The following is a 24805-nucleotide window of genomic DNA, read 5'->3' as shown; positions in this document are numbered from 1 at the left end:
GCGGTGAAGCGGGCCGGCCGCGTCACCCCCATCCCCAACCCTTCCCCCATCGAGGGGAAGGGGGCTTTAGATCAGCTCGACATCCACGTGATGCCGGGCCTTCACGAGGTCGTAACGCGCGGGCGTCACCGGCGGCGGCAGGTCGATCATCCGCTGAACGGCCAGGCGCGCCCGGTCGATCACATCGGCGTCGACCGTCACCTCGAACTGCTCGTAAACGAGCGCGTCGTGGATGTTTTGCAGGGTGATCCGCTTCATGTGCGGGCACATGTTGCAGGGGCCGATGAACTGGGTCGCCGGGCTCTCGGCCTGGACGTTGCTGGCCATCGAGCACTCGGTGATCAGCACCACCTGGGCCGGCTTCCTGGCCGCCACATAGTCGTTCATCGCCGCCGTCGAGCCGGCGAAGTCGGCCGCTTCCAGGATCTCGGCCGGGCACTCGGGGTGGGCCAAGACCTCGGCGTTCGGCCAGGCCGCGCGCATGTCGGCGATGTCCTGGGCGGTGAAGCGCTTGTGCACTTCGCAGTGGCCGGCCCAGGCGATGATCTTGACGTTCGTCTGGCGCGCGACGTTGCGAGCCAGGAACTCGTCGGGGATCAGGATGACCTTGTCGGTCCCCCATTCCTTGGCGGCCCACTCCACCACCTGCACGGCGTTGGCGCTGGTGCAGCAGATGTCGGTCTCGGCCTTCACGTCGGCGGTGGTGTTGACATAGGTCACCACCGGCACGCCGGGATAGCGCTGCTTGATCAGCCGCACATCCGCGCCCGTGATCGAGGAGGCGAGGCTGCAGCCGGCCTTCAGGTCGGGGATCAGGATCTTCTTCTGGGGCGAAAGGACCTTGCTGGTCTCGGCCATGAAGTGGACGCCGGCCTGGACGATGATCTGGGCGTCGCTCTTGGCGGCCTCCTTGGCCAGGGCCAGGCTGTCGCCCACGAAGTCGCCCACGCCGTGGAAGATGTCCGGCGTCATGTAGTTGTGGGCCAGGATGGCGGCGTTCTTCTCGCGCTTCAGCCGATTGATCTCGGCGATCAGCGGCGCCTGCGTCCGCCATTCCAGCGGCGTGACGTGGTGCTTGACCTTGTCCCAGATCGGCGAGGTCTCGGCCTCGATCTCGGCGGTGAACTCCAGCGGAGCCGTGAACCCGTCGGCCATCTGATCCTCCGTTATGCTCAAAGTGAGCATTTCCAGGGCCTCAAAAAACGCCGGGACCTTTTCCAGGCCTCCGACGTCGGAGTTATGCTGAAATTGAGCATAACTGACGAGTGACATATAGCGCTTCACGCGGAAAATGCAAACGGTCGAGCCCGATGTGACAGGCGCGCGAACGACGTCCCCAAGTCTGTCGGGTATCGGCACGAAGATTGCTCGATTTGGCTGTGTGAGGGCCAGATTTGATCCTTTCCTATCCGCAATGTGAAGTAGCGATCGCGCTTCGGCGGGATGGGAGAAAGATTTATCTTGGACTTGTCGTGCAATTTTAAATGTACAGATGTCGGTTCGTTCAAACTCTATCGATTTACGGCCGGGCCGCCGCCGATGGATTTGAGGATAATCTCTGAAGAGTTGGAGCAATATTCATTTATGCTGTAAGCGTAACGACGTTACGCGAATGTAATGATGTGGCTATAATGCGACAGTCAGATTGGAGTTTATTTCTTTACATCAATGTTCGTTGACCGTGGATGGATTGGCTTCGTAGCTCCCTGACTTCGAACTCGAAGAGGGGTTCGGGGTGCGATCATTTTTTGTCGCGCGCCGCTATGTAGGGGAGTTTATCACCGTGAAAACGAAGTCTGTCAGGATGCGCTTGCTCGCGTCATCCATGATCTGCACCGCCGCGACGATGGTCTTCGCCGGCCAGGCCGCCGCGCAGACCGCGCCCGCCAGCGACCAGACGCAAGTCGAAGAGATCGTCGTCACCGGCTCGCTGTTCCGCCGCACCGACACCGAGACCCCGTCGCCGGTCACCGTGCTGACCTCGGAAAGCCTCGAGCGCGCGGGCATCGCCACCGCCGCCGACGCCATCCGCTCGATCTCGGCCGACGGCGCTGGCTCGATCGGCACCGGCTTCCAGAGCGGCTTCTCGGCCGGTGGTTCGGCCGTGTCGCTGCGCGGCCTGGGCGTGTCCTCGACCCTGGTTCTGGTCGACGGCCTGCGCTCGACCAACTTCCCGCTGAACGATGACGGTCACAACGCCTACGTCGACCTGAACTCCATCCCGTTCAGCCTGATCGACCGGATCGAAGTGCTGAAGGACGGCGCGTCGTCGTCGTACGGCGCCGACGCCATCGGCGGCGTGGTGAACCTGAAGCTGAAGAAGCAATTCGTCGGCGTGAAGGGCAGCATGGAAGCCGGCGAGAGCGACCGTGGCGACGCCGAACACCGCCGCGCGGACATCACGCTGGGCTATGGCGACTACGCCGAGACCGGCTGGAACGTCTATGTGAACGCCGAGTATCAGACGAACGGCCGGGTCACCAACCACAGCCGCGGCTTCCCGTACAACACCCAGGACCTGAGCTCGATCGGTGGCCTGGACGGCAACAGCGCCGACAGCTCGCTGACCACCGCCACCCCGAACGCCGTGGTCGTCCGCACGACCCAGAGCGATCTGAACAATCCGCTGGCGGGCGGCGCTGCGCTGATCGCGAGCGGCACTTATGTCGACAGCGCGGGCAAGACGCAAAACTACTACAACTACACCACGCTGAACTCGAACTGCGCCAACGGCTCGTACACCTCGACCAACCTGACCAATCGTGGCGTCGGCTGTAAGTGGGACCTGGTCGACACCTATCGCCAGATCGCGCCGAAGCAGAAGCGCTACGCCTTTAACGGTCGCCTGAGCTTCCGCCTGAACGAGAACGTCGAAGGCTACGCGACCGGCAGCTATTCGAAGAGCTATGTCAGCATCAAGGGCTTGCCCTCGGCGGTCCGCGCGACCCAGCCCTTCGGTGGCGCGCCGTCGCTGGCCTCGTCGAACCCGGGGATCGTCCTGCCGGTCTACGTCTGCTCGAGCGGCACGAACTGCTCGACCGCCGTCGATCGTCGCCTGAACCCGAACAACCCCTACGCGGCCGCCTTCGCCGCCGATCCGGCCAACGGCGCCGCGCGTCTCTACTACCTGTTCGGCGACATCCCGGCCGGCAGCGAGCGCGACAACGAAGTCATCCGCGGCACGATGGGCTTCAACGGCTCGGTCGGCGACGACTGGCACTGGCGCGTCGAAGCCGTCGGCGCCCGCGACAACCTGCGTCTGACGCAACACGGCCTGCTGAACATCGCGGCCCTGACCAACGCGATCAACACGGGCTCGTACAACTTCGTCGATCCGTCGCAGAACAGCGCCGCCGTCCGCAACGCGATCTCGCCGGACAAGGTGACGCCGTCGCACTCGTCGCTGATGTCGATCGACGCCTCGATCACCAAGCGTCTGTGGGCCCTGCCGGGCGGCGACATGATGCTGGCCGTTGGCGCCCAAGCGCGTAAGGAAGTTCTGGAAAACAACAACCAGAACGCCCGTCTGGACACCTACGGCCTGTCGACCGCCTCGGCGTTCGGCAAGCACACGGTCAAGGCCGCCTTCTTCGAAGTCGCCGCGCCGGTCCTCGACAGCCTCGAGCTGAACGTGTCGGGCCGCTACGACGACTACTCGGAAGGCTTCAACAACTTCTCGCCGAAGTTCGGCGCGAAGTTCACGCCGATCAAGCAACTGGCCTTCCGCGGCACCTACTCCAAGGGCTTCCGCGCGCCGACCTTCGCTGAATCGGGCCCGCGTTCGCAGTACGCCGGCTTCGTGTCCACGACCCCGCCGGCCGCCTTCCAGAATCTGCATGGCGGTCCGACCAACCCGTACTCGCAGTCCTACAGCCTGGGGCGCGGCGTCGTCGGCAACCCGGACCTGAAGCCGGAGAAGTCGCGCAGCTTCACGCTGGGCACGATCTATGAGCCGACCCGCTGGCTGAGCCTGACGGTCGACTACTACGACGTCAAAAAGTCGGACCTGATCGTGTCCGGTCCGAAGATCAGCGACGCGGTCAAGGCCTACTACAGCAAGACGACGCTGGCTGACGCCTGCGCCGCCGTCGCCGCCGTGGGCGCGGGCTATTCGTGCAACGTGACCGACGCCGTCGATCCGCTGTTCCCGACCGCCCTGCCGCGCGTGCTGATCATCAACGTCCCGTACGTGAACGCCGACTACTCGAAGACCTCGGGCGTCGACGTTTCGGCCACGGGCCGCTTCAACCTGCCGGGCGACATCCGTTGGACCAGCCGCCTGGAAGTGACGCACGTCCTGAAGTACGACCTGCACACTGCGGACGGCGTGCAGAAGTACGCTGGCACGCTGGGTCCGTACGACCTGTCGTCGGGCAACGGCACGCCCGACTGGAAGGGCAACTGGCAGAACACCCTGGCCTTCGGCGACAAGTACACGCTGTCGGCCACGGCCTACTATGTCGGCAGCATCAAGTCGGTCGCCGCGGACACCAACGGCAGCACGGAATGCGTTCCGGGCAACCCGTACGGTGGCTCGGGCAGCCCGGACGCCGCCAACAAGTTCTGCAAGATCAAGAGCTTCATCAACGTCGACATGAACGCGACGGCCCAGATCAAGGACGGCGTGCAACTGTACGCCAACGTGGGCAACGTGTTCGACAAGAAGGCTCCGATCGCGCCGGGCGCCTACGGGTCCAGCCCGAACTTCCTGACCACCTGGCACTACGCCGGCCTGATCGGCCGGACGTTCAAGGTGGGCGTGCGCTTCGAGTACTAAGGACCGCCGACCTTCGGGTCGTTAGTCAGAGGGCCGGCTCCGAAAGGGGCCGGCCCTTTTCTTTTGGCGTCGAGCCTCAGCCCCGCCAGGGCGTCACGACGATCGGCGGCGCGGCGATCGGCAGGTCTTGCGCCATGAACGCCGGCGGCTTGCCATGGTCGAGGACCATCGGGAGCAGCGAGATCACCAGCAGCACCGCCATGGTCACGTTGAAGGTCCGCAGGACCGCGGGGCGGTCCAGGAAGGGGCGAAGCCCCTGGCCAAACCCCGCCCAGGCCGCGCTGCACGGCGCGCCGACCAGCATGAAGGTCCCGGCCAGAAGCGGCACGATCGTCCACGAGCCGCCCTCGGGCGCGTAGGTCGTCACCGCGCCCAGGGCCATGGCCCAGGCTTTCGGATTGACCCACTGGAAGGCGGCGGCCTGCAGGAAGGTCATCGGCCGGCTGGCGGCCTCGCGATCGCTGATGGTGTGGGAAGTCCCGATCTTCCAGGCCAGCCACAGCATGTAGGCCGCCCCGACCCAGCGCAGGATCTCGTGCAGCACGGGGAAGGCCTTGAACACGCCGCCCAGCCCAAAGCCCATGCACAGCACCATGAAGCCCAGGCCGCAGCTGATCCCCAGGATGTGCAGCACCGTGCGGCGGAAGCCGAAGTTCGCGCCCGAGGCTAGCAACATCATGTTGTTCGGGCCCGGCGTGCCGGCCGTGGCGAAGCAGAACAGGACGTAGGCGAGTAGCAATTCCAGAGTCATCGTGACCTCTTTGTCTCGACCTTGGAGGATAGAATGTCACCGTGATGATTTCCATTGTATCGGGAGTCAAATTGCATATTGTCATCATGACAATAACGGAGGCTTCGCGTGGTTTCGGCTTGGACGCCCCGCATTCCCGACGGCGAGGGCCCGCTCTATGAGCGGCTGGTTTCGGCGCTGCGGGCCGATATCGTGTCCGGCGCGCTGGCGGCGGGGGCGCGGCTGCCGCCGCAACGGGACCTGGCCTACCGCCTGGGGATTGGCCTCGGCACCGTCACCCGGGCCTATGTCGAGGCCGAGAAGGCGGGGCTGGTCAGCGCCCATGTCGGCCGCGGCAGCTTCGTCAACGCGCCGGCCGATCACCGCGCGCCGACGCGCGAGGGGCCGATCAACCTGGCCCAGAACATCGCGCCGGCCGGACCCGCCGCCAGCCGCATCGCCGAGGCCCTGGCGCGGCTTCGCCGCCGGCCGGACCTGTTGGAGCATCTCGCCTACGCCCCGGCGGCTGGGCACGAGGCCCAGCGACGGGCGGGGGCGCTATGGCTCCAACGCTTCGGGGGCTACGAGGGCGCCGAGTGGTCGCGGCTGGTCTGCTGCAATGGCGCCCAGCAAGGCCTGGCCCTGGCCATGGGCGCGGTCGCCCGGGCCGGCGACACCGTGCTGTGCGAGGCCTCGACCTACAATGGCGTCAAGGCGCTGGCGGCCCATATGGGCCTGCGGCTTCAGGGCGTGGCGCTGGACGAGGAAGGCTTGGCGCCTGACGCCCTGGAGGCCGCCGCCAAGGCGACCGGCGCGCGGGTGCTGTCGGTCATTCCCACGCTGCAGAACCCCACGGGCCGGGTCATGAGCGTGTCGCGGCGGGAGGCGATCGCCGCCGTCGCCCGTCGCCTCGACCTGACGATCATCGAGGACGATATCTACGGCGCCTACGCCCCCGACGCGCCGCCGCCGCTGGCCCTGCTGGCGCCGGAGCGGACCTTTCACGTTTCGGGCGTCTCCAAGACCCTGGGGCCGGGCCTGCGCGGGGGCTTTCTCGTGGCGCCCGACCAGGCCGCGTTCGAGCGGGTGCTGGAGGCGGTGCGGGCTCTGACCTACGCGCCCTCGGGCTTTGGCGGCCTGGTCGCGACCCAGTGGATCGAGGACGGCGCGGCCGACCAGATCGTCGCCGAGGTGCGCGAGGAAGCGGCCGCGCGCCTGTCCCTGGCGCGGGAAATCCTGGGACCCGCGATCGAGCCGCCGCGCTCGGACAGCGCCCCGCACGTCTGGCTGCCGATGAGCGAGCTGGAGGCCGAGCGCCTGGCCGGCCGCGCCCTGCGCGGCGGCGCCGAGGTCACCCCGCCCGACGCCCCGATCGTCACGCCCGGCCTCGTCACCGGCGTCCGCGTCTGCCTGGGCGCGACGCCCGACCGCGCGAGGCTGCGTCAGGGCCTGGAGATCGTGGCCGGCGCGCTGTCCAGCGAGGTCGGCGAGCGGTCGCGGGCGGTGATCTGAGGCGGGGAAGCGCCCCCTCCGTCACGTCGCCTATCGGCGCCGCGCCACCTCCCCCGCACGCTGCGCTACGGGTGAGGAGGAGCTTCCTCCTCCCTCGCGAAGCGGGGGAGGTGGCGCGATGCGGATACGCATCGTGACGGAGGGGGCGCGGCTATCGCCCTTACCAGAGCAGCGTCTTCACCCAGATCGACCCGTCCGGCGCGGGCGAGACGACCTTGACCACCACCTGGCTGTCCTTGGCCAGCCAGAAGCGGGCCGGCGCCCATTCGGGGTGATTGTAGTCGGTGGTCACCACCCAGCAGTCGACCTTGCCACCCGCCGAGCTGGTCAGGGTCTCCGAGCCCGTCACCTTGAAGCGGTAGGGCGCGGGCGCCTCGCCGCCCGGATGGTGGAAGACGATCTCCGCCTCGTATCCCGCCGCCAGCGGCAGGGCTTGCAGCGTCTCCATGTCGGTCTCGAAATTGAAGGCCGGCTGGGGCGAGGCCATGTCGTAGGCGGCCTGGGCGTTGCCGGGCAGGTCCTTGAGGCCGACGATCCGGTCGGGCTTGAAGTCGAAGCCCTCGATCTTGGTCTGGCCGTCCTTACCCGTGGTGCTGCGCTGGTGGCTGAACGGGCGGAAGGTCCCGAGCTCGAACCAGGAGTCGAGGGTCTTGACCGTCCCCGGCGTCGACCCGTCCCAGTGCTGGACGATATGCAGGCGCTTGACCCCGGCCGCGTCGGGCTCGATGCGGATCTCGCGCGTCCAGACGTCCAGGGGGGTGATGGTGTCGCCCATCTGGCGATAGCGCAGATAGCGATGCGTGGCCGGCTTGAGCTTGTCGAACCGCGCCAGGGCCTGGCCAACCGACACAGGCGTCGGCGCGACCCAGGCGGCGGAGCTAGCGGCCGACGCGACGAGCGCGACGGCGAGCGCGACGCTGGCGGCGGCGCGGTGTGGGAATGACATGGAAAACCCCTCGGCGGAAAGCGTCGACATGTGACGGCGCCGCGCGGCGAGGGGCTACTTAAGCTTCGGTAATGCGGGGCTTTAGAGCGTCTTCTCCAGCACCACGAACGCCAGGTCGTCGCGCTGGGGCTGGCCGAAGCGCTCGTCGCCATAGGGGAAGGGCTGGGTCTCGCCTGTCAGCTGGTAGCCGCGGCGCTGGTACCAGGCGATCAGCGTGTCGCGCACCGAGATGACGGTCATCCGCATCCGCCGGCCGCCGCGCGCCTTGGCATGGGCCTCGCAGGCCTCGAGCATGGCGCGACCCAGGCCGCCGTCCTGGCGGAGCGGCGAGACGGTGACCATGCCAACGTACCACGCCTCGCCGTCGGTGGGCTCGACCCAGGCGCAGGCGTGGGGCTTGTCCTCGGGGCCGTCGCGGAAGGTCAGGATCGCCGCGCCCGGCTTGGCGGCTAGATCGGCGCGCAGGGTCTCCTCGTCCGTGCGCTGGCCGCCCAGAAGATCGCTCTCGCTGGTCCAGCCCCGGGTCGCCAGCGCGCCGCGATAGGCCGAGTTCACCAGGGCGACGATGTCGGCGAGTTCGGCGTCTTGGACGGGGGCGAGGGCGGGGACAAGGGCGGGCGACATGACGCGATTTGTAGCCGGCGCGCGCGGGACAAGCCAAGCCACGCGAGAATCGTCTAGCCTCGCGATCTGTGTTCGATGGCGTTGGGGGAAACGATGCCGGAGCTTCTGATCGGCTGCGGCAATCGCCGTGACAAGCGCGTGGGATCCATGTCCAGCCCCGACTGGACCGAGTTGACCACGCTCGACATCGATCCCAACGCCGGCGCCGACGTCGTCCACGACCTCAATGTGCTGCCCTATCCGTTCGCCGACGACCAATTCGACGAGATCCACGCCTACGAGGTGCTGGAGCATACCGGCCAGCAGGGCGACTGGCGGTTCTTCTTCGCCCAGTTCAGCGAGTTCTGGCGCATCCTGAAGCCAGACGGCCTGCTGTGCGCCACCTGTCCGTCCGTGACCTCGCGCTGGGCGTGGGGCGATCCGGGCCACACGCGGGTCATCCAGCCCGAGACCCTGATCTTCCTGCAGCAGCCGCAATACGCCCAGATCGGGATCACCGCGCTGACCGACTATCGCGCCATCTACCAGGCCGACTACGACCTGGCCTTCAGCCAGGACAACGGCGAGACCTTCAAGTTCGCGCTGCGGGCCATCAAGCCGTCCCGGATCCAGCTCTAGCGTCGACGCACCTTCCGCCAGGCCCCGCCGGTCATGCGCTTCACCGCGCCGGCCTCGCGGCGGATGAACTCCCAGGGGTGGAAGGCCAGGCCAACCGTGTCGGCCATGGCCGCGCCGCGCTCGCCCATCGGCCGCTCCGGCCCGGTCGTGGAGTCGACGGCGGTCTGGTGCTCGATCTCGGCGTTCAGCTCGGCGCCGATCAGGATCGCCATGATCGAGAACCAGACCCAGACCATGAAGGCGATGATCGCGCCCAGCGGTCCGTAGATCGCGTCGTAATGGGCGATCTGGTTGACATAGACCGAAAAGCCCAGCGATCCGACCAACCACCCCGCCGAGGCCGTCGCGGCCCCGATCCAGACCCAGCGCCAGCGGGCTCGCGCCCGGCTGGGGGCGAAGCGGTAGAGCACGGCGAAGGCGGCGGCGGTCATGACCAGCACGATCAACCAGCGGATCGGCGCCCAGAAGCCCTCCAGGGCCGACAGCCGGGCGGCCTTCAGCAGCCACGGCGTGACGATCAGCACCGCCGACACCGCCGCCGCGTAAACGAGGGCGCAGACGGTGAAGGCGTAGCTGAGCAGGGTGCGCCGGACGATGTGGCGCTTCTCCTCCTCGTCATAGGCGACGTTCAGCCCGTCGAAGAGCGCGCGCATGCTGGCGTTGGCGCTCCAGATCGACAGCAGCAGGGAAAAGGCGAACGCGACGCCCAGCTTGGCCTCGCCCTGGCTGGCTAGGCGCAGCATCTGCTCGCCGACGATCTTGACCACCGACGGGGGGAAGACGCCGGCCATGTCGCGCAGCTGCTGCTCGACCGTCCGCACGTCAGCGAACAGGCCGTACAGCGAGACGAATGCGCCGATGGCCGGGAACAAGGCCAGCAGGGTGTAGAAGGTCACGCCCCCCGCGACGGCGGGAAGTCGGTCGACGGTGATCTCGCGCCAGGTCCGCCAGACGATGTCGCGCCAGCCCAGCGGGGGGATGCGCGCGGGATGCCGCGCGGCGCGGCCTCGGCGCGGCTCGGCGGCGTCGAATTCGTGCGGCGGCATCGCCCGGTCCTCGGAAAGGCCTGGCGGATCGACCAGCTCGGTCTCCACCCGCTTGCGGGGCAGGGCGAACGGCGCGGCGGCCAGCAGCACGATCCACGGCGCCAGGTGATAGGGCCGCGACTTCAGCCAGGACAGGATCGGACGCGGCTTCGCGTCGGGCATGGAGCGCCTCCGAGCCTGCAACAACCCCGATCGCGCCGCTCCGTTCCAGCCCCGGGGCCAGCCTTGGGCCAGCCAAGCCTTGCCATGGAGCGAGTCGGGCCGGATGGTGCCGCGCCATGGACGCCAAGATCGCCTCGCTCTATCGCCACCCCATCAAGGGCTTCACGCCCGAGCGGCTGACCTCGGTCACGTTGGAGGCGGGGGCGTGCTTTCCCTGCGATCGGCTCTACGCGGTCGAGGATGGGCCCAGCGGTTTTGATCCGGCGGCGCCCGCGCACCTTTCGAAGATGAAGTTCACGGTCCTGGCCAAGATCCCGGCCGTGGCGCGGGCGCGCACCGCCTACGACGAGGCCAGCGGCGTGCTTTCCGCCAAGGCCGAGGGGCAGCCGGACTTCGCCGGCGACCTGCGCGATCCGGGTGGTCGCGCGGCGTTCGAGACCTGGCTGGCGAACTTTCTGGGCGAGGACGCCTCGGGGCCCCTCCGGCTCATCGAAGGTCCCGGCGCGCACCGGTTCATGGACAGCAAGTCCGGCTTCGTCTCCATCGTGAACCTGGCCAGCGTCCGCGACCTTTCCCAGCGCGTGGGCCGTGAGCTCGATCCCCTTCGCTTCCGCGCCAACCTCTATGTCGAGGGCTGGCCGGCCTGGGTCGAGAACGACTGGACCGGCCGGACGCTGACGATCGGCGGGGCGACCGCCCAGGTCCTCAAGCCCATCGTCCGCTGCGCCGCCACCCACGTCGATCCCGACACGGGCGAGCGCGACGCCGACCTCGTCAAGGCGCTGTTCGACCACTACGGCCACATGTTCTGCGGCATCTACCTGACCGTGACGGCCGGCGGCGCGGTGGGCGAGGGGGATGGGGTGGTCGTGAATTAAACCCCCGTCATCCCGCGCTTCATGCGCGGGACCCATGGTTCAGCTTACACGTGAGGAGCCGCCCCGCTCCGCCCATGCGGCGGACAAATGGGTCCCGCGAACAAGTCGCGGGATGACGTGCAGATTTTACTCGGGATGAAGCGCGTGCATTTCGGCGATGAGCGCATCGAGGTCAAACTCTTCGGCCGGCCCGATGTCCAGACCTTCCTGGATCGCCGCTCTAAGCCTAGCCAGCTTCGCCTCGTACACCGCGTCTTTCGCCTGTTGATCCATTGGACATCCTCCGGGCCGCCAAGATAGCTCGTCCGAGCCGTAAACACACCTCGCCTCCCGGCCGCCGACGCGCTAAATCCCCGCCCATGACCCAGACCCTCGTCAAAGCCTGGACCGCCGCCAAGGATCGTCTGAAGGACGCCGGCATCGATCAGCCGTCGATCGACGCGCGCCTGATGCTGGAGGTCGCCGCCGGCGTCACCCGCACCGAGATCGTCACCGATCCCTATCGCGAGCTCACCGCCGAGCAGGCCGCGATGCTCGACGAGTTCCTGGCCCGCCGCGCCCGCCGCGAGCCGGTCAGCCACATCATCGGCCGCAAGGGCTTCTGGAAGATCCTGCTGCAGGTGAACAAGAACGTCCTGACCCCGCGTCCCGAGACCGAGGTCATCGTCGATGAGGTGCTGAAGGCCTTCCCCGAGGCCATGCCGTTCTCGATGCTGGATCTGGGCGTCGGCTCGGGCACGATCCTCTTGGCGGTGCTGGCCGAGCGGCCGGCGGCCAAGGGGCTGGGCGTCGACGCCTCCAGCGAAGCCCTGGCCGTGGCCCGCGACAACGCCGCCAACCTGGATTTGAACAACCGCGCGGCCCTGATGCACGGCGACTGGACGGCGGGCCTGGCCGACGCCAGCTTCGACCTCGTGGTCTCCAACCCGCCCTACATCCCCTCGGCCGTGATCGAGACCCTGGAGCCGGAGGTTCGCGACCACGAACCGCGTCTGGCCCTGGACGGCGGCGAGGACGGCCTGGAGGCCTACCGCCTGCTGGCGCCCGAGATCCTGCGGGTGCTGAAGCCCGGCGGCATGTTCGCGGTGGAGATCGGCTACGACCAGTCCAAGGCGGTCGAGGCGCTGTTCAAAGCCGCCGGCGCGCAAGGTGTCCGGACGGTCAAGGATCTGTCGACGCACGACCGTGTGGTGACCGGGGTGAAAAATCCCTTGGAAACCGGGGCGTGAACCGTTAGACGAGTCATGTCTCCTTCCAGATCGCCGGGTGACGGGAAAAGTTAGCGCGTCGAGCGCTCGCGACACCCCCTCGGCAGGCGCGCCCGGTCCGCCGGTCGCCGCGCCGCAAAGAGCAGGGCGGGGGCTCTACGGAAACCAGTGTCTCTGAAACGAACAGGGTTCGACCCGCCCAGAGACCAACAAGGCCGGATGCGCCAGCCTCAAGACTGACCCTCCGGACAGGTCCAGAAGAGAACATGAGAGATTTCAAAGGCATGAAGCGCCAACGCGGCCGCAACAATCGCGGCGGCAACGGCGGCAAGCCTCAGCAGCACAACGCTAACCGCGCGTTCGATTCGAACGGTCCGGAAGGCGTGAAGGTGCGCGGCGCGGCCCAGAGCGTCTACGAGAAGTACCAGCAGCTGGCTCGCGACGCCTCGTCGTCCGGCGACCGGGTGCTCGCGGAAAACTATCTCCAGCACGCCGAGCATTATTTCCGCGTCCTGCGCGCGATCCAGCCGAATCGTCCGGTCGCGGACATCGTCGGCAAGGACGTCTACGCCGCCTACGAGATCGACTTCGAGGCCGAGCCGCCGGAAGAGCCGGAGGTCGGCGAGACCCCGGCCGACGGCCAGGCTCAGGGCGAAGGCGCCGAGGGCGAGGGCGGCGAGCAACGCCGCGACCGCTTCGAAAGCCGCGACCGCGATCGCAACCGGGATCGGGACCGCAACCGCGATGACCGTCCGCGCGACGACCGCGGCCGCGACGGCGAAGGCCGCCGCGACCGCTGGCGCGACCGCGACGATCGCGATCGCAACCGCGACGACCGCCCCCGTGATGATCGTTCCCGTGACGACCGTCCTCGCGACGACCGTCCTCGCGACGACCGCCCCCGTGACGACCGCCCCCGCGAAGACCGCTTCCGCGACCGCGACGATCGTCCCCGTGATGATCGCCCGCGTGACGATCGCCCCCGCGACGACCGTCCGCGCGACGACCGTCCCGCCGCCGAGGGCGAGCAGCCGCAAGGCGAGGGGCAGGGCGAATTCCGCGAGAGCCGCCGCCGCCGCGGCCGCGATCGCGACTGGCAGCCGCGCGGCGAGCGCGATCCGCTGGCCGTGATCGAGCCGGAAGCCTCGCCCCTGACCGCCGAGGCCCCGGCCAGCGAGGGCTCGCCCCTGCTGCGTGGCCAGGACGGCGCCGTCAGCCACGCCCCGGCGTTCCTCGGCCGCAAGACCGAACGGGTCGCCGAACCCGCCCCCGCCTCCGCCCCCGCGCCGGAGGCCTCGGCCGAAGGCGAAGAGGTCAAGAAGCCCCGCCGCCGCCGCGCCCCGCGCAGCTTCGAGGCCGGCGAGGCGGCTCCGGCGGCCGCCGGCTCCGACGAAAGCTGATCCTTCGAGGATCGATCCATGTGAAGGGAGCCGTGAAAGCGGCTCCCTTTTCTTTTGGCGGCTTGTCTGCGTCGATCCGTCTCGGGGGAAGCGTCACCGACGGTCCGACAGGCCCTGGCGAGGCGCCGACTTCCAAGATAGGGTCCAAATCACCAACAGGGCGGAGCCGACAATGGCCGGAGCGCGTAAGCTTACCCCTGGACCTTTCGCTGGACGGCGCGCCGCCGCCGCCGATGACGCGCGCTATCGCGCCATCGTCGATACGGCGGTCGACGCCATCGTCGTCATCGACGAACGCGGACGGATCGAGGCGTTCAATCCCGCCGCCGAGCGCCTGTTTGGCTATTCGGCGGCCGACATGATCGGCCAGAACGTCAATCGGCTGATGCCAGAGCCCTATCACGGCGAGCACGACGGCTATCTGGAGCGCTACCGCGGCACGGGCGAGCGCCGGATCATCGGCATAGGCCGCGAGGTCAGCGGCCGGCGTAGCGACGGGACGACCTTTCCCCTGGAGCTGTCGATCGCCGAATGGCGCGACGGCGAGCACCGCTTCTTCACCGGCGTCATGCGGGACGTCACCGATCGCCGCCGCGCCGAGGAGCTGCAGCGGCTGATGATCAACGAGCTGAACCACCGGGTGAAGAACACCTTGGCCACGGTGCAGTCCGTGGCTGGACAGACGCTCCGCAACGCCGACGACCTGGAGGGGGCTCGGGAGAGCCTGACCTGTCGTCTTCTGGCGCTGGCGCAAGGGCATGACATCCTGACCCGCGAGAGCTGGGACGGCGCCGATCTGGGCGACATCGTCGACGCGGTGGTGGCCGCCCACGGCGAGGTGGAACGGTTCCGCGTCGACGGCCCCGTGGTGCGGCTGGCGCCGAAGGCGACCTTGGCTCTGTCCATGGCGCTGCACGAACTGATGACCAACGCCGCCAAGTACGGCGCGCTTTCTCACCCCGATGGGCAGGTGCGCCTGACCTGGAGGCGGACCGAGAGCGCGCCTGGCGAGCGACTGCAACTGCGCTGGGAGGAAACCGATGGGCCGCCTGTCACCGAGCCGACGCGTCAGGGTTTCGGCACCCGTCTTATCACCGGCGGGTTGGCGCGGGAGCTTGGCGGGTCTGTCGCTCTCGACTACCGACCGGCGGGTGTCATCTGCGAGATCGACGCGGAGCTTGCCCGCACTGGCCAGTCAAACCGTTTCATCAGCGGCGCGGCCTGATCCGCTTCGGATCCTCGTCGTCGAGGATGAGCTGTTCGTGGCGATGCTGGTCGAGGACCTGTTGGGCGACCTGGGGTACCGGGTTGTCGGCCCGGCCGCCTCGGCGCGCGCGGCCGTCCGAGCCGTGGAGGACGAGGTGTTCGACTTCGCCCTGCTGGACGTGAACCTGGGCGACGGAGAGACCTCTTTCGAGACCGCCGAGATGCTGCGCTCGCGCGGCGTGCCGTTCGCCTTCGTCACCGGCTACGGCGAGCAGGGCGTGCGACCGGATCTGCGCGACGTCCCCATCCTCTCCAAGCCGATCGATCCCCGCCAGTTGGCCCGTATCCTCCAGGTCCTGGGCTAGGGCCGCCTCGTCTCGACGCTGGCGAGCGGCGCGCCGCGTCAGTCCCGCAGTTGTCGCTCCATCAGGCGCATCATCTCGTCGTAATCGGCCTGGCTCCTTTCCTCGCCTCCCAAGAGCTTGATCGAGGCGTGGCGCGCGTTGCGGAAAATGATCGCCTGCCCCATCAACGAGAAAGCGCGGATCATGTCGCGACGCTCCGGCGCGCGGCCGTCGAGCGCCGCCAGCAAGGCCGCCAGAACCGTCATGTACGGCTCGGTCAGCCGCTCGTGCAGTATGTCGACGGCCCGAGACGGATGCATCTGCTCTCGTAGCAGGATGCGCGCCCAGTCCAGGCTGCCGTCTTCGCTGCGAGCCTCCAGCAGCGCGCGCAGGACATCGCCGGTCGCTTCGATCAGAGCCGGGCGATCCGCCGCGCCGCTCGCCAGGACTTCGCGCGCCTTGACCTGGGCTGGGCCGATCAACTTCAGCGCCCGCTCGGCGATGTGCTCCGCGGCGGCCAGGTAGAGGCCTTCCTTGCCCTTGAAGTGATAGCCCACCATGGCGACGGTGACACCGGCCTGGGCGGCGATGTCGCGGACGCTGGCCGATTCGTAGGTGTGACGCGCGAACACCTTCACCCCAGCGTCCACCAGGCGGGCGCGCGTCTGGGCCGCGTCCTCGCGCTGGCTATCTTCGGACCTCCGTCTCATCGCCGAACGATGTTCTGAGCCCTTGCCGAAAGTCAAATGGCCCTTCGCTCGCCCGGGCCGCAGGGCGCGTTGGAGTGGCCTATTTCGGGTTTGGAGGGGTCTGCGTGACGTAGGGGCAATGGAATATTAACCCGATATGCAAAACATCAGTTTTGCATATCGCGCGCACGGGACGGCTCGACCCCGAGGCGATGCCGGCGCGTCTGTGGGGGCTGAGTACGCGCTTTGGAAAACTTGAAAATCGGCACGAAGATCTCAATTCTCGTGATCGCCCTGGCGGTGATCTGTCTCGGGATGGCCGGCTATGGCGCCCAGCGGATCGTGAAGGTCGACAGCGGCTATTCGGTCATGACCGACGTGCGCGGGCCTGGGCAGGTGGCGCTGGCCCGCGCCAACCGCTCGGTCAGCCAGATGAGCTATTCGACGGCGCTCGGTGTTCTCGGTTCCAACCCCGCGCACGCGGCCGAGGCGATCGAGAGCTACAGGGTGGCGCGGAGCGGGGCGTCCAACAATCTGGAGAAGGCGGCGAAGGCCCTGCCCAGCCAGGCGGCCAGCTTTCCGGAGCTGAGAAGCAAGCTGGCGCGCGCCACGGCCGCCATGGACACCGCGCTCGCGCTGGTCCAGCAGGGGCGCCAGGCCGAGGCGAGCGCGGCTCTGGAACGGGCTGTTCCGATCGTCGCGGACTACACGGCGCTGAATTCCAAGATGCTGGATGGGAGCGTCGACAGCGTCGTCGAGGAGTCCGGCGCCCTCAGCGACGCCACCGGCAAGACGGCGTGGAGTCTGCTGATCGTCTCGGGCCTGGCCGTGGTGGCCGCGATCGGCGCGGCCCTCTGGATGTCGACCACGGCGATTACCCGGCCGCTGAAGGCCCTGGCCGGCGACATGGCGCGGCTGGCCGGCGGCGATCTGGACGTCGCGGTGACGGGGCAGGGGCGTCGCGACGAGGTCGGCTTGATGTCCCAGGCCGTCCAGATCTTTAAGGATAACGGACTGAAGGCGCGGGCGCTGGCCGCCGACGCCGAGCGCCTGAAGGCGGAAGCCGATGTCGCCAGCGGTCGGGCCGACGAGCAGCGCCGCGCCCACGAGGCCGAACAGGAGATGGTCGTCAAGGCGCTGGCCGCCAGCCTCAGCCGCCTGGCCGAGGGTGATCTGACCGCCCAGATCGAAGCGGACTTCCTGGGCCAGTACGCCCAGATCAAGGCCGACTTCAACGCGGCCGTGGAAAGCCTGCGCGGCGCCATGGCCTCGATCTCGGAATCGACCAGCGGCATCCGAGGCGGCTCCGAGGAGATCGCCGTGGCGTCCAACGACCTGTCGCGCCGCACCGAGCAGCAGGCCGCCAATCTGGAGGAGACCGCCGCGGCTCTGGACCAGATCACGGCCACGGTCCGGACCAGCGCCGAAGGCGCGCGCCAGGCCTCCGACGCCGCCGCCCAGGCCACGCGGGACGCCTCCAGCTCGGGCAAGGTCATGCGCGACGCCGTCTCGGCCATGGTCGAGATCGAGCAGAGCTCGACCCAGATCAACAGCATCATCAGCGTGATCGACGAGATCGCCTTCCAGACAAACCTGCTGGCTCTGAACGCCGGGGTCGAGGCGGCCCGGGCGGGCGAGGCCGGCAAGGGCTTCGCGGTGGTCGCCCAGGAGGTCCGGGCCCTGGCCCAGCGCTCGGCCGAGGCCGCCAAGGAGATCAAGGAGCTGATCGCCGGCAGCTCGGCCCACGTCTCGCGCGGCGTCCAGCTGGTGGGCGAGACCGAGAAGGCGCTCAGCGACATCGTCTCCAAGGTCGCCCAGATCGACGGGCTGATCTCCGGGATCGCCCAGTCGTCCCAGGAGCAGGCCACCGGCCTCAACCAGGTGAACCAGGCGGTGAACCAGATGGACCAGGTCACCCAGCAGAACGCGGCCATGGTCGAGGAGGCCACCGCCGCCGTCTCGAACCTGCGCGGCGAGACGGGGAAGCTGGCCAGCCTGGTGGCGCGCTTCAACCTGAGCAAGGGCGCCGCGACTCAGGCTCCGGCCAGTCGGCCCGGCGCTTCGGGCGGACTGACCGTGGCCGAGGCTCAGCAGCGCGCCGCCGCCTTCGCGAGCGCCTCGGCGGCCGCCTGACCCCGGACGCCGCCATCGTCGCCATCTTGGAAGGGAGCCGTGAAAGCGGCTCCCTTTTTCTTGAGCGCCCAAAACGCCGGACCGCCGAACTTCCGCCGTCGCCTGGCGTTAGCCCTGATCGTCAAGCTCAGGAGCCCTCCATGCGCCTCGCCGCCGCCTTCGCTCTGTCCCTCGCCGTCGCCGGACCGGCCTCGGCTGCCTTTGGCGCCGCGTCGGGCGACTGGCGCGCCGACGCCAAGTCCGGCGACGTCCGCCGCTTGGAGCGGCTGGACCGGGCCTGGAGCGAAGCGCTGGCTCAGGCGCGCGCCGGCGGCTACGGGCGGCAGGTGAAGGCCCTGGGCGCGGTGACCGATCCGCGCGTCTCGCTGTCCCGCCCGCAACCGACGCCCGGAAACTACCGCTGCCGAACGATCAAGCTGGGCTCGCCGAGCAACGGCCTGCCGTTCGTGGCCTATGGCTGGTTCCGCTGCCGGGTGGAGCTGACGCCGGGCGGCGACCTGGTGCTCGAAAAGGTCACCGGCTCGCAGCGACAGTACGGCAATCTCTATCCGGACGCCGCGCGCCGGCTGGTGTTCCTGGGCGCCGTGGCCTGGGGCGCGGACGAGGGTTACGCGCGCTACGGTCGTGACCCGGAGCGCGATCAGGTCGGCGTCATGGAGCGCATCGGCGCGGGCCGCTATCGCCTGGCCCTGCCCTGGCCCAAGCAGGAGTCCAAGCTGGACCTGCTGGAGCTGCGGCGCTGAACCGGCCGCGCGGTCTGTCGCCCCTCGCCATGACATTTCGGTAAGGCGAAGCGGAGGCCGTTGCGTCAGGGATACGGGCGCCGATAAGCTTGTGTCGAGTTGGAAACATACTGATCGCCATGCGCCGCCTGACCCTGCCGCTTCTGTTCGCCGCCGCGACGGCGCTGGGCGGTTGCGCCTACAACGCCGACCTCGGTCGCGACCAACTGCTGATCGTCAATGACGACAGCCTGGCCCGCGATGGCGAGAAGGCCTGGGCCGACACCCTGCGCACGGCCTACATCTCCAAGGAGCCGCGCAAGAACGATCGCGTGCGCGCCGTCGGGCAGCGCGTGATCAACGCCGCGGGCCTTTCCGATCGGCCCTGGGACTACGCGGTGTTCCTGGACGAGGCGCCCAACGCCTTCGTGCTGCCGGGCGGCCATGTCGGGGTCACGGTGGGCCTTCTGGCCATGGTCGAGAACGACGACCAGCTGGCGGCCGTGATCGGCCACGAGGCCGGCCACGTCGTCGCCCGCCACGCCGCCGAGCGGGTCTCGCAGCAGACCACGGCCAAGGTGCTGCTGGGCATCGCCGGCGCGGCGGCGGGCGGCACCGACTTCGGCAAGCTCTTGAAGGACCACGGCGACGACGCGGCCAAGTACGGCGTGCTGCTGCCCTTCTCGCGCAAGCAGGAGCTGGAGGCCGACCGCATGGGCGTCGACTTCATGCAGCGCGCCGGCTACCGCCCCCGCGAGGCGGTCAAGCTGTGGGAAAACATGCAGGCGGCGGACCAGGCGAAGGGCCAGGGCGGCGGCGATCTGGGCTCGACCCACCCGTCGGACACCGTGCGGATCCAGGCTCTGGAACGATATCTGGCCAGCAAGGGCTGGTAGCCCTTGTGTGGCTGAATGGCCACACCTAAATGCCCGTCAGGACGTGTTGTGCTTCATCAAGGCGACGCGTCCCGATCCGCCTAGGAAGGGGACATTATGAACATCGATCTCTACTCCGACCGCGCCAAGCAGGCCGTTCAGTCGGCCCAGAGCCTGGCCCTCGCGCGCGGCCATCAGCAGTTCGCGCCCGAACACATTCTCAAGGTCCTGCTCGAGGAAAAGGACGGGCTTTCCCGCGCCCTGATCCAGAGCGCCGGCGGCCGCCCCGACCAGTTGGACGGCGGCGTCGAGACCCTGCTGGCCAAGACCCCGCGCGTCGACGGCGCCGGCGGCCAGCTCTACATGAAACCCGACACCGCCCGCGTGTTCGCGGAGGCCGAGAAGGCCGCCAAGACCGCCGGCGACGCCTTCGTCACCACCGAGCGCCTGCTGATCGCCCTCGCCAAGGAAGGCGGCGAGGCGGCCAAGCTGTTCAAGGAGGCGGGCGTCTCGGCCCAGAGCCTGGAGACCGCCGCCAACGCCATCCGCAAGGGCCGCACCGCCGACAACGCCAACGCCGAGGAGGGCTATGACGCCCTGAAGCGCTACGCCCGCGACCTGACCCAGGCCGCCCGCGACGGCAAGCTGGACCCGGTGATCGGCCGCGACGAGGAGATCCGCCGCACGATCCAGGTCCTGTCGCGTCGCACCAAGAACAACCCCGTCCTGATCGGCGAGCCCGGCGTCGGCAAGACCGCCATCGTCGAGGGCTTGGCCCTGCGCATCGTCAACGGCGACGTGCCCGAAAGCCTGAAGGACAAGAAGCTGCTCTCCCTCGACATGGGCAGCCTGATCGCCGGCGCGAAATACCGCGGCGAGTTCGAGGAGCGCCTGAAGGCCGTCCTGGCCGAGACGACGGCGGCCGAGGGCTCGATCATCCTGTTCATCGACGAGATGCACACCCTGGTCGGGGCCGGCAAGAGCGACGGCGCGATGGACGCCTCCAACCTCTTGAAGCCCGCCCTGGCGCGTGGCGAGCTGCACTGCGTCGGCGCCACCACGCTGGACGAGTACCGCAAGCACGTCGAGAAGGACGCGGCCCTGGCTCGTCGCTTCCAGCCCGTCTTCGTCAGCGAGCCGACGGTCGAGGACACCATCTCGATCCTGCGCGGCCTGAAGGAGAAGTACGAGGTCCACCACGGGGTGCGGATCAGCGACAGCGCCATCGTCGCCGCCGCGACCCTGAGCAACCGCTACATCGCCGACCGCTTCCTGCCCGACAAGGCGATCGACCTGGTGGACGAGGCCTCCAGCCGCGTGCGCATGCAGATCGACAGCAAGCCCGAGGAGCTGGACGAGATCGACCGGCGCCTGGTGCAGCTGAAGATCGAGCGCGAGGCCCTCTCGAAGGAAACCGACGCGGCCTCGCGCCAGCGCCTGGAGAACCTCGAGACGGAAATCGACGACCTGCAGTTCCGGTCGGACGAGATGACCGCCAAGTGGAAGGCCGAAAAGGAAAAGGTCGGCGGCGCGGCGCAAGCCCGTGAAGCCCTCGACCGCCTGCGCGCCGACCTCGCCAACGCCCAGCGCGCTGGCGACTTCGCCCGCGCCGGCCAGATCCAGTACGGCGAGATCCCGGCCCTGGAAAAGCGCCTGGCCGAGGCCGAGCAGGGCGACGCCCAGGCCCTCACGCCCGAGGTCGTCGACGCCGAGCAGATCGCCGCCGTCGTCAGCCGCTGGACCGGCGTGCCCGTCGAGAAGATGCTGGAAGGCGAGCGCGACAAGCTGCTGAAGATGGAAGACCAGCTGCGCGGCCGCGTGGTCGGTCAGGACGAGGCCCTGGAGGCCGTCTCCGACGCCGTCCGCCGCGCCCGCGCCGGCCTGCAGGATCCGTCCAAGCCGATCGGCAGCTTCTTGTTCCTGGGCCCGACGGGCGTGGGCAAGACCGAGCTGACCAAGAGCCTGGCCGAGTTCCTGTTCGCCGACGAGGCGGCCATCACCCGGATGGACATGTCCGAGTACATGGAAAAGCACTCGGTCAGCCGCCTGATCGGCGCGCCTCCTGGCTATGTCGGCTACGACGAGGGCGGGGCGCTGACGGAGGCCGTCCGTCGCCGTCCGTACCAGGTGGTGCTGTTCGACGAGATCGAGAAGGCTCACCCCGACGTCTTCAACGTGCTGCTGCAGGTGCTGGACGATGGTCGCCTGACCGACGGTCAGGGCCGCACGGTCGACTTCCGCAACACGCTGATCATCATGACCAGCAACCTGGGCGCGGAATTCCTGGCCAACCAGGAGGAGGGCGAGGACGTCGAGGCCGTTCGGCCGATGGTGATGAACATGGTGCGCGGCCACTTCCGCCCCGAGTTCCTGAACCGGATCGACGAGATCATCCTGTTCAAGCGCCTGTCGCGTCACAACATGGGCGACATCGTCCGCATCCAGCTGCAGCGCGTCGAAAAGCTGCTGGCCGATCGCCGCATGAGCCTGGCGCTGGACGCCGAGGCCCTGAACTGGCTGGCCGACAAGGGCTATGACCCCGTCTACGGCGCGCGCCCCTTGAAGCGCGTGATCCAGAAGGAACTGGTCGACCCGATCGCCAAGAAGCTGCTGGCCGGCGAGATCGAGGACGGCGGCGTCATCGCCGTCGGCGTCGCCGATGGGCAGCTGTCGTTCGGCAAGGCGGTGCTGCAGTAAGCGCGAAAATGGGTCCCTCTCCCCCTGCGGGAGAGGGTGGCCCGCGAAGTGGGTCGGGTGAGGGGTTTCGTCCACGCGCCCCCTCATCCGTCGCTTTCAGCGACACCTTCTCCCGCAAGGGGAGAAGGGGGAGGCTTTTTCTCCGCCGCCCTTCGCGCTATCTCCGCTCATGGCTAAACCCAACAAGCTGATCGTCGAGTTCGACATCGAGGTCGACGGTGACCCCTATGTGTGGCGGCTGCACCGCCTGCCGCAGTGGTCCTACGACCCGTCCGAGCGGCACGGAAAGGTGCTGGCTGTCCGCCATAAGGAAGGCCAGCGCGAGGCGATGATCGAGTTCCCGCCCGGCCCCAAGCCCAAGTTCAGCGCCCCGCCGCTGAAGCCCTCGCAGATCCCCGTGCGCGTCGTGGCGAAAGCCATCGCCTCGGCCATCGAGGCGGGCTGGGAACCGCTGTCGCGCGGCAAGCCGGTGGTGATCTATGTCGACGAGGAGGGGGCTTAAGGGCGCTCTTCGCCCGGGACGTCTTGATCTGGACTTCGGTGGTGCTAACGTCTCAAGACAACCATTGAGCGTTTTCACGTGCCGCCGGGGGCTTTGGCATGAGCGATCAATCGGCGGTCCGGGCGCTCGAAGCGGAGTTCGCCGAGGTCACTCGGCGCGCGCGAGAACTCGCCGGCCAGCTCAGTCCGATCACGCCGGCCATGGTCGCCGCCGCGCCGACTTGGCGCGCGGCCTATTCGGACCGCACCTGCGCGCTGATGGCGTCGCTGTGTGGGGTCGCCTACGATAATTTCGAGGACCAGACGGGCGCGGGCCTCGACCTGATGAAGGTTCGGCTGAACAGCGGGGCGTTCAAGCTGGTCGGGGTGTACGACACGCCGATCGGCACCCAGGCCTATCTGGCGACCAGCGACCAGATGACCGTCCTGGCCTTCCGCGGCACCCAGGACCAGAGGGACTGGTCGGTCAATCTGACCGCGCGGCTGACGCCGCTGAGCACGATGGTCGGCGCGGTGCGTGTCCATCAGGGCTTCCTCGAAGCCTTCCAGAAGGTCGAGGCGGAAATCCGGGCGGACCTGGACGATCCCCGCAAGACGCCCGTCGACAAGGGTCTGTACATCACCGGGCACTCCCTGGGCGGCGCCCTGGCCCAGATCGCCTCGGCGGCGTTCGAGCGCGACACCCTGGCCGCCTGCTACACGTTCGGCTCCCCGCGCGTGGGCGAGAAGCGGTTCGACGCCGAGGTGAAGTGCCCGCACTACCGCCTGGTCAATTCGCGCGACGTCGTCCCTTCCGTGCCGCCGCCCTGGATGGGGTTCTCGCACGGCGGCGACGTGCGCGTGCTCAGCCGATCCGGCGAGCTGCGACGGCACGAGCGCACGCCGATCTCGCTCGTCCTGCGCTTCGCCTGGTTCGGAGTTTGGTGGTTCTTCTCGCGCAAGTTCCCCCTGATCGACGACCACATGATCGGCCTCTATCGCGCGAAACTGATCGCGGCGGCCAACCTGCGCGCGCCGGGCTGGCAGGCGGGGGGCGTCCCGCCTCAACCGCCGACCCAGCCGCTGCCGCCGGCGACGGCGTGATCCGGACCTGGCGGCGGGCGCCCTAGCTGGCGCGCAACCCCGCCATCATCACGCTCAGCAACCGCCGCGCGCCGGCGTCCCAGCCGGGCTGATCGTAGCCCTGGCTAAGGCCGCTCATCATGCGCAGGATGTCCTCGAAGCCGATGTCCGGACGGATGTCGCCGGCGTCGTGAGCGGCGTCGGTCAGCTTCTGGAGGGTCGCCAGGATCGTTCCGCCCGAGCTGGCGTAGAGCCGCGAGCCCTCGCCGGGATCGGCGCGCAGGGCGGGGGCGATGACGCGCTTGGTGGCCACGTAGTCGATCAACAGGTCGAGCCAGGCCCCTAGGGCCTGGCCCGCCGGCTCGCGCGCCAAGAGCGCGTCGGCCGAGGCGGCCAACTGCTCGATCTCGCGCGCATAGACGGCCGCGACCAACGCCTCGCGGGTCGGGAAGTGGCGATAGAGCGTGCCGATGCCGACGCCGGCTCGCCGGGCGATCTCCTCTAGGGGCGCTTCAGCGCCCATCTCGCCGAAAGCCGTCTTGGCGGCGGACAGCAGCCGCTCGCGGTTGCGCAGGCTGTCGGCGCGAGGTCCGCGGACCCCCTTTTCCTTTGGGGTTTGAGAATCTTTCGGCATCGACCTTGAAAAACGGAGGGCGCCTCCGAATATCTATCCGG

At 68.5% G+C, this 24805-nt stretch carries 21 protein-coding genes and 5 pseudogenes; 16 read left to right on the top strand and 10 right to left on the bottom strand.

The window, feature by feature from the left end; translation table 11 throughout:
- Nucleotides 1-66: 66 nt before the first annotated feature.
- Nucleotides 67-1155 (bottom strand): quinolinate synthase NadA, encoded by a 1089-nt coding sequence (gene nadA, locus J2728_RS01565; RefSeq protein WP_309995474.1) that lies wholly within the window; start codon nt 1153-1155, stop codon nt 67-69.
- A gap of 670 nt (nt 1156-1825) precedes the next feature.
- On the opposite strand from nadA, the gene J2728_RS01560 reads away from it, so the two are divergent.
- Nucleotides 1826-4777 carry a TonB-dependent receptor plug domain-containing protein gene (locus tag J2728_RS01560; RefSeq protein WP_309995472.1) on the top strand — a complete coding sequence of 984 codons (2952 nt, stop codon included), beginning with the start codon at nt 1826-1828 and terminating at the stop codon, nt 4775-4777.
- A gap of 76 nt (nt 4778-4853) precedes the next feature.
- On the opposite strand, the gene J2728_RS01555 is transcribed toward J2728_RS01560, so the two are convergent.
- Nucleotides 4854-5528, bottom strand: coding sequence for a LysE family translocator (locus J2728_RS01555; protein WP_309995470.1), 675 nt, complete (start codon nt 5526-5528; stop codon nt 4854-4856).
- Between the two features lie 108 nt (nt 5529-5636).
- On the opposite strand from J2728_RS01555, the gene J2728_RS01550 reads away from it, so the two are divergent.
- A complete protein-coding gene (locus J2728_RS01550) occupies nt 5637-7019 on the top strand; it encodes an aminotransferase-like domain-containing protein (RefSeq protein WP_309995468.1) in 1383 nt (460 codons plus the stop codon).
- Nucleotides 7020-7049: 30 nt separating this feature from the next.
- Here J2728_RS01550 and J2728_RS22210 read toward each other — a convergent pair.
- The 3 genes and pseudogenes from J2728_RS22210 to J2728_RS01540 form a co-directional block, all read right to left on the bottom strand.
- Nucleotides 7050-7167 (bottom strand): annotated as a pseudogene (locus J2728_RS22210) (hypothetical protein); the annotation flags it as partial.
- A 12-nt stretch (nt 7168-7179) separates the two neighbouring features.
- Nucleotides 7180-7965 (bottom strand): DUF3108 domain-containing protein, encoded by a 786-nt coding sequence (locus J2728_RS01545; protein WP_309995467.1) that lies wholly within the window; start codon nt 7963-7965, stop codon nt 7180-7182.
- Nucleotides 7966-8046: 81 nt separating this feature from the next.
- Nucleotides 8047-8589, bottom strand: a complete 543-nt coding sequence (locus J2728_RS01540) for a GNAT family N-acetyltransferase (protein ID WP_309995465.1) — start codon at nt 8587-8589, stop codon at nt 8047-8049.
- 93 nt (nt 8590-8682) lie between these two features.
- On the opposite strand from J2728_RS01540, the gene J2728_RS01535 reads away from it, so the two are divergent.
- The gene (locus J2728_RS01535) at nt 8683-9207 is read left to right on the top strand and encodes a methyltransferase domain-containing protein (protein ID WP_309995463.1); all 525 of its coding nucleotides are present in this window, start codon (nt 8683-8685) and stop codon (nt 9205-9207) included.
- Here J2728_RS01535 and J2728_RS01530 read toward each other — a convergent pair.
- Nucleotides 9204-10415, bottom strand: a complete 1212-nt coding sequence (locus tag J2728_RS01530) for a YihY/virulence factor BrkB family protein (protein ID WP_309995461.1) — start codon at nt 10413-10415, stop codon at nt 9204-9206. The genes J2728_RS01535 and J2728_RS01530 overlap by 4 nt on opposite strands.
- A 116-nt stretch (nt 10416-10531) precedes the next feature.
- Between J2728_RS01530 and J2728_RS01525 the strand changes: the two genes are divergently transcribed.
- The gene (locus tag J2728_RS01525) at nt 10532-11293 is read left to right on the top strand and encodes an MOSC domain-containing protein (RefSeq protein WP_309995459.1); all 762 of its coding nucleotides are present in this window, start codon (nt 10532-10534) and stop codon (nt 11291-11293) included.
- A gap of 126 nt (nt 11294-11419) precedes the next feature.
- On the opposite strand, the gene J2728_RS01520 is transcribed toward J2728_RS01525, so the two are convergent.
- On the bottom strand, nt 11420-11566 hold the full coding sequence (locus J2728_RS01520) for a type II toxin-antitoxin system ParD family antitoxin (RefSeq protein WP_309995457.1): 147 nt from the start codon (nt 11564-11566) through the stop codon (nt 11420-11422).
- An 86-nt stretch (nt 11567-11652) separates the two neighbouring features.
- Here J2728_RS01520 and prmC point away from each other — a divergent pair, with 86 nt between their 5' ends.
- From prmC to J2728_RS01500, 5 genes and pseudogenes are all read left to right on the top strand, one after another.
- Nucleotides 11653-12522 carry a peptide chain release factor N(5)-glutamine methyltransferase gene (gene prmC, locus J2728_RS01515; RefSeq protein WP_309995455.1) on the top strand — a complete coding sequence of 290 codons (870 nt, stop codon included), beginning with the start codon at nt 11653-11655 and terminating at the stop codon, nt 12520-12522.
- 37 nt (nt 12523-12559) lie between these two features.
- Nucleotides 12560-12771, top strand: a pseudogene (locus tag J2728_RS22205) (hypothetical protein).
- Nucleotides 12768-13901: a DUF4167 domain-containing protein gene (locus J2728_RS01510; protein WP_309995453.1), complete on the top strand. Its 1134-nt coding sequence runs from the start codon at nt 12768-12770 to the stop codon at nt 13899-13901. The pseudogene J2728_RS22205 and the gene J2728_RS01510 overlap by 4 nt, the downstream one beginning before the upstream one ends.
- Before the next feature lie 172 nt (nt 13902-14073).
- On the top strand, nt 14074-15126 hold the full coding sequence (locus tag J2728_RS01505) for a sensor histidine kinase (RefSeq protein ID WP_309995451.1): 1053 nt from the start codon (nt 14074-14076) through the stop codon (nt 15124-15126).
- Between the two features lie 10 nt (nt 15127-15136).
- On the top strand, nt 15137-15472 hold the full coding sequence (locus tag J2728_RS01500) for a response regulator (protein WP_404979712.1): 336 nt from the start codon (nt 15137-15139) through the stop codon (nt 15470-15472).
- A 38-nt stretch (nt 15473-15510) separates the two neighbouring features.
- Here J2728_RS01500 and J2728_RS01495 read toward each other — a convergent pair whose 3' ends face one another.
- Complete coding sequence (locus J2728_RS01495) at nt 15511-16161, bottom strand: CerR family C-terminal domain-containing protein (RefSeq protein WP_309995447.1); 651 nt, start codon at nt 16159-16161, stop codon at nt 15511-15513.
- Between the two features lie 225 nt (nt 16162-16386).
- Between J2728_RS01495 and J2728_RS22200 the strand changes: the two are divergent.
- The 5 genes and pseudogenes from J2728_RS22200 to clpB form a co-directional block, all read left to right on the top strand.
- Nucleotides 16387-17136, top strand: a pseudogene (locus J2728_RS22200) (HAMP domain-containing protein); the annotation flags it as partial.
- 132 nt (nt 17137-17268) lie between these two features.
- Nucleotides 17269-18273 (top strand): annotated as a pseudogene (locus tag J2728_RS22195) (methyl-accepting chemotaxis protein); the annotation flags it as partial.
- Nucleotides 18274-18413: 140 nt separating this feature from the next.
- Nucleotides 18414-19016: a DUF4893 domain-containing protein gene (locus J2728_RS01485; RefSeq protein ID WP_309995443.1), complete on the top strand. Its 603-nt coding sequence runs from the start codon at nt 18414-18416 to the stop codon at nt 19014-19016.
- A 119-nt stretch (nt 19017-19135) separates the two neighbouring features.
- Nucleotides 19136-19891, top strand: coding sequence for a M48 family metallopeptidase (locus J2728_RS01480; protein WP_404979683.1), 756 nt, complete (start codon nt 19136-19138; stop codon nt 19889-19891).
- Between the two features lie 96 nt (nt 19892-19987).
- On the top strand, nt 19988-22567 hold the full coding sequence (gene clpB, locus J2728_RS01475; RefSeq protein ID WP_309995442.1) for an ATP-dependent chaperone ClpB: 2580 nt from the start codon (nt 19988-19990) through the stop codon (nt 22565-22567).
- Nucleotides 22568-22580: 13 nt separating this feature from the next.
- Here clpB and J2728_RS01470 read toward each other — a convergent pair.
- A pseudogene (locus J2728_RS01470) lies at nt 22581-22685 on the bottom strand (hypothetical protein); the annotation flags it as partial.
- 51 nt (nt 22686-22736) lie between these two features.
- Here J2728_RS01470 and J2728_RS01465 point away from each other — a divergent pair.
- Complete coding sequence (locus J2728_RS01465) at nt 22737-23069, top strand: hypothetical protein (protein WP_309995440.1); 333 nt, start codon at nt 22737-22739, stop codon at nt 23067-23069.
- A gap of 98 nt (nt 23070-23167) precedes the next feature.
- Nucleotides 23168-24151 carry a lipase family protein gene (locus J2728_RS01460; RefSeq protein ID WP_309995439.1) on the top strand — a complete coding sequence of 328 codons (984 nt, stop codon included), beginning with the start codon at nt 23168-23170 and terminating at the stop codon, nt 24149-24151.
- A gap of 22 nt (nt 24152-24173) precedes the next feature.
- Here J2728_RS01460 and J2728_RS01455 read toward each other — a convergent pair whose 3' ends face one another.
- A complete protein-coding gene (locus tag J2728_RS01455) occupies nt 24174-24764 on the bottom strand; it encodes a TetR/AcrR family transcriptional regulator (RefSeq protein WP_309995437.1) in 591 nt (196 codons plus the stop codon).
- Nucleotides 24765-24805: the final 41 nt, after the last annotated feature.

The organism is Caulobacter segnis, from assembly GCF_031454995.1.
Taxonomy (GTDB): Bacteria; Pseudomonadota; Alphaproteobacteria; order Caulobacterales; family Caulobacteraceae; genus Caulobacter; species Caulobacter segnis_E.
Note: the sequence above shows the minus strand (reverse complement) of the source record. Positions and strands in the feature narration are given on the sequence as shown.

Coding starts and splice junctions, on each gene's coding strand:
- nadA (WP_309995474.1), bottom strand. CDS start 1,155: ATGGCCGACGGGTTCACGGCTCCGCTGGAGTTCACCGCCGAGATCGAG.
- J2728_RS01560 (WP_309995472.1), top strand. CDS start 1,826: ATGATCTGCACCGCCGCGACGATGGTCTTCGCCGGCCAGGCCGCCGCG.
- J2728_RS01555 (WP_309995470.1), bottom strand. CDS start 5,528: ATGACTCTGGAATTGCTACTCGCCTACGTCCTGTTCTGCTTCGCCACG.
- J2728_RS01545 (WP_309995467.1), bottom strand. CDS start 7,965: ATGTCATTCCCACACCGCGCCGCCGCCAGCGTCGCGCTCGCCGTCGCG.
- J2728_RS01540 (WP_309995465.1), bottom strand. CDS start 8,589: ATGTCGCCCGCCCTTGTCCCCGCCCTCGCCCCCGTCCAAGACGCCGAA.
- J2728_RS01535 (WP_309995463.1), top strand. CDS start 8,683: ATGCCGGAGCTTCTGATCGGCTGCGGCAATCGCCGTGACAAGCGCGTG.
- J2728_RS01530 (WP_309995461.1), bottom strand. CDS start 10,415: ATGCCCGACGCGAAGCCGCGTCCGATCCTGTCCTGGCTGAAGTCGCGG.
- J2728_RS01525 (WP_309995459.1), top strand. CDS start 10,532: ATGGACGCCAAGATCGCCTCGCTCTATCGCCACCCCATCAAGGGCTTC.
- J2728_RS01520 (WP_309995457.1), bottom strand. CDS start 11,566: ATGGATCAACAGGCGAAAGACGCGGTGTACGAGGCGAAGCTGGCTAGG.
- prmC (WP_309995455.1), top strand. CDS start 11,653: ATGACCCAGACCCTCGTCAAAGCCTGGACCGCCGCCAAGGATCGTCTG.
- J2728_RS01510 (WP_309995453.1), top strand. CDS start 12,768: ATGAGAGATTTCAAAGGCATGAAGCGCCAACGCGGCCGCAACAATCGC.
- J2728_RS01505 (WP_309995451.1), top strand. CDS start 14,074: ATGGCCGGAGCGCGTAAGCTTACCCCTGGACCTTTCGCTGGACGGCGC.
- J2728_RS01495 (WP_309995447.1), bottom strand. CDS start 16,161: ATGAGACGGAGGTCCGAAGATAGCCAGCGCGAGGACGCGGCCCAGACG.
- J2728_RS01485 (WP_309995443.1), top strand. CDS start 18,414: ATGCGCCTCGCCGCCGCCTTCGCTCTGTCCCTCGCCGTCGCCGGACCG.
- J2728_RS01480 (WP_404979683.1), top strand. CDS start 19,136: ATGCGCCGCCTGACCCTGCCGCTTCTGTTCGCCGCCGCGACGGCGCTG.
- clpB (WP_309995442.1), top strand. CDS start 19,988: ATGAACATCGATCTCTACTCCGACCGCGCCAAGCAGGCCGTTCAGTCG.
- J2728_RS01465 (WP_309995440.1), top strand. CDS start 22,737: ATGGCTAAACCCAACAAGCTGATCGTCGAGTTCGACATCGAGGTCGAC.
- J2728_RS01460 (WP_309995439.1), top strand. CDS start 23,168: ATGAGCGATCAATCGGCGGTCCGGGCGCTCGAAGCGGAGTTCGCCGAG.
- J2728_RS01455 (WP_309995437.1), bottom strand. CDS start 24,764: ATGCCGAAAGATTCTCAAACCCCAAAGGAAAAGGGGGTCCGCGGACCT.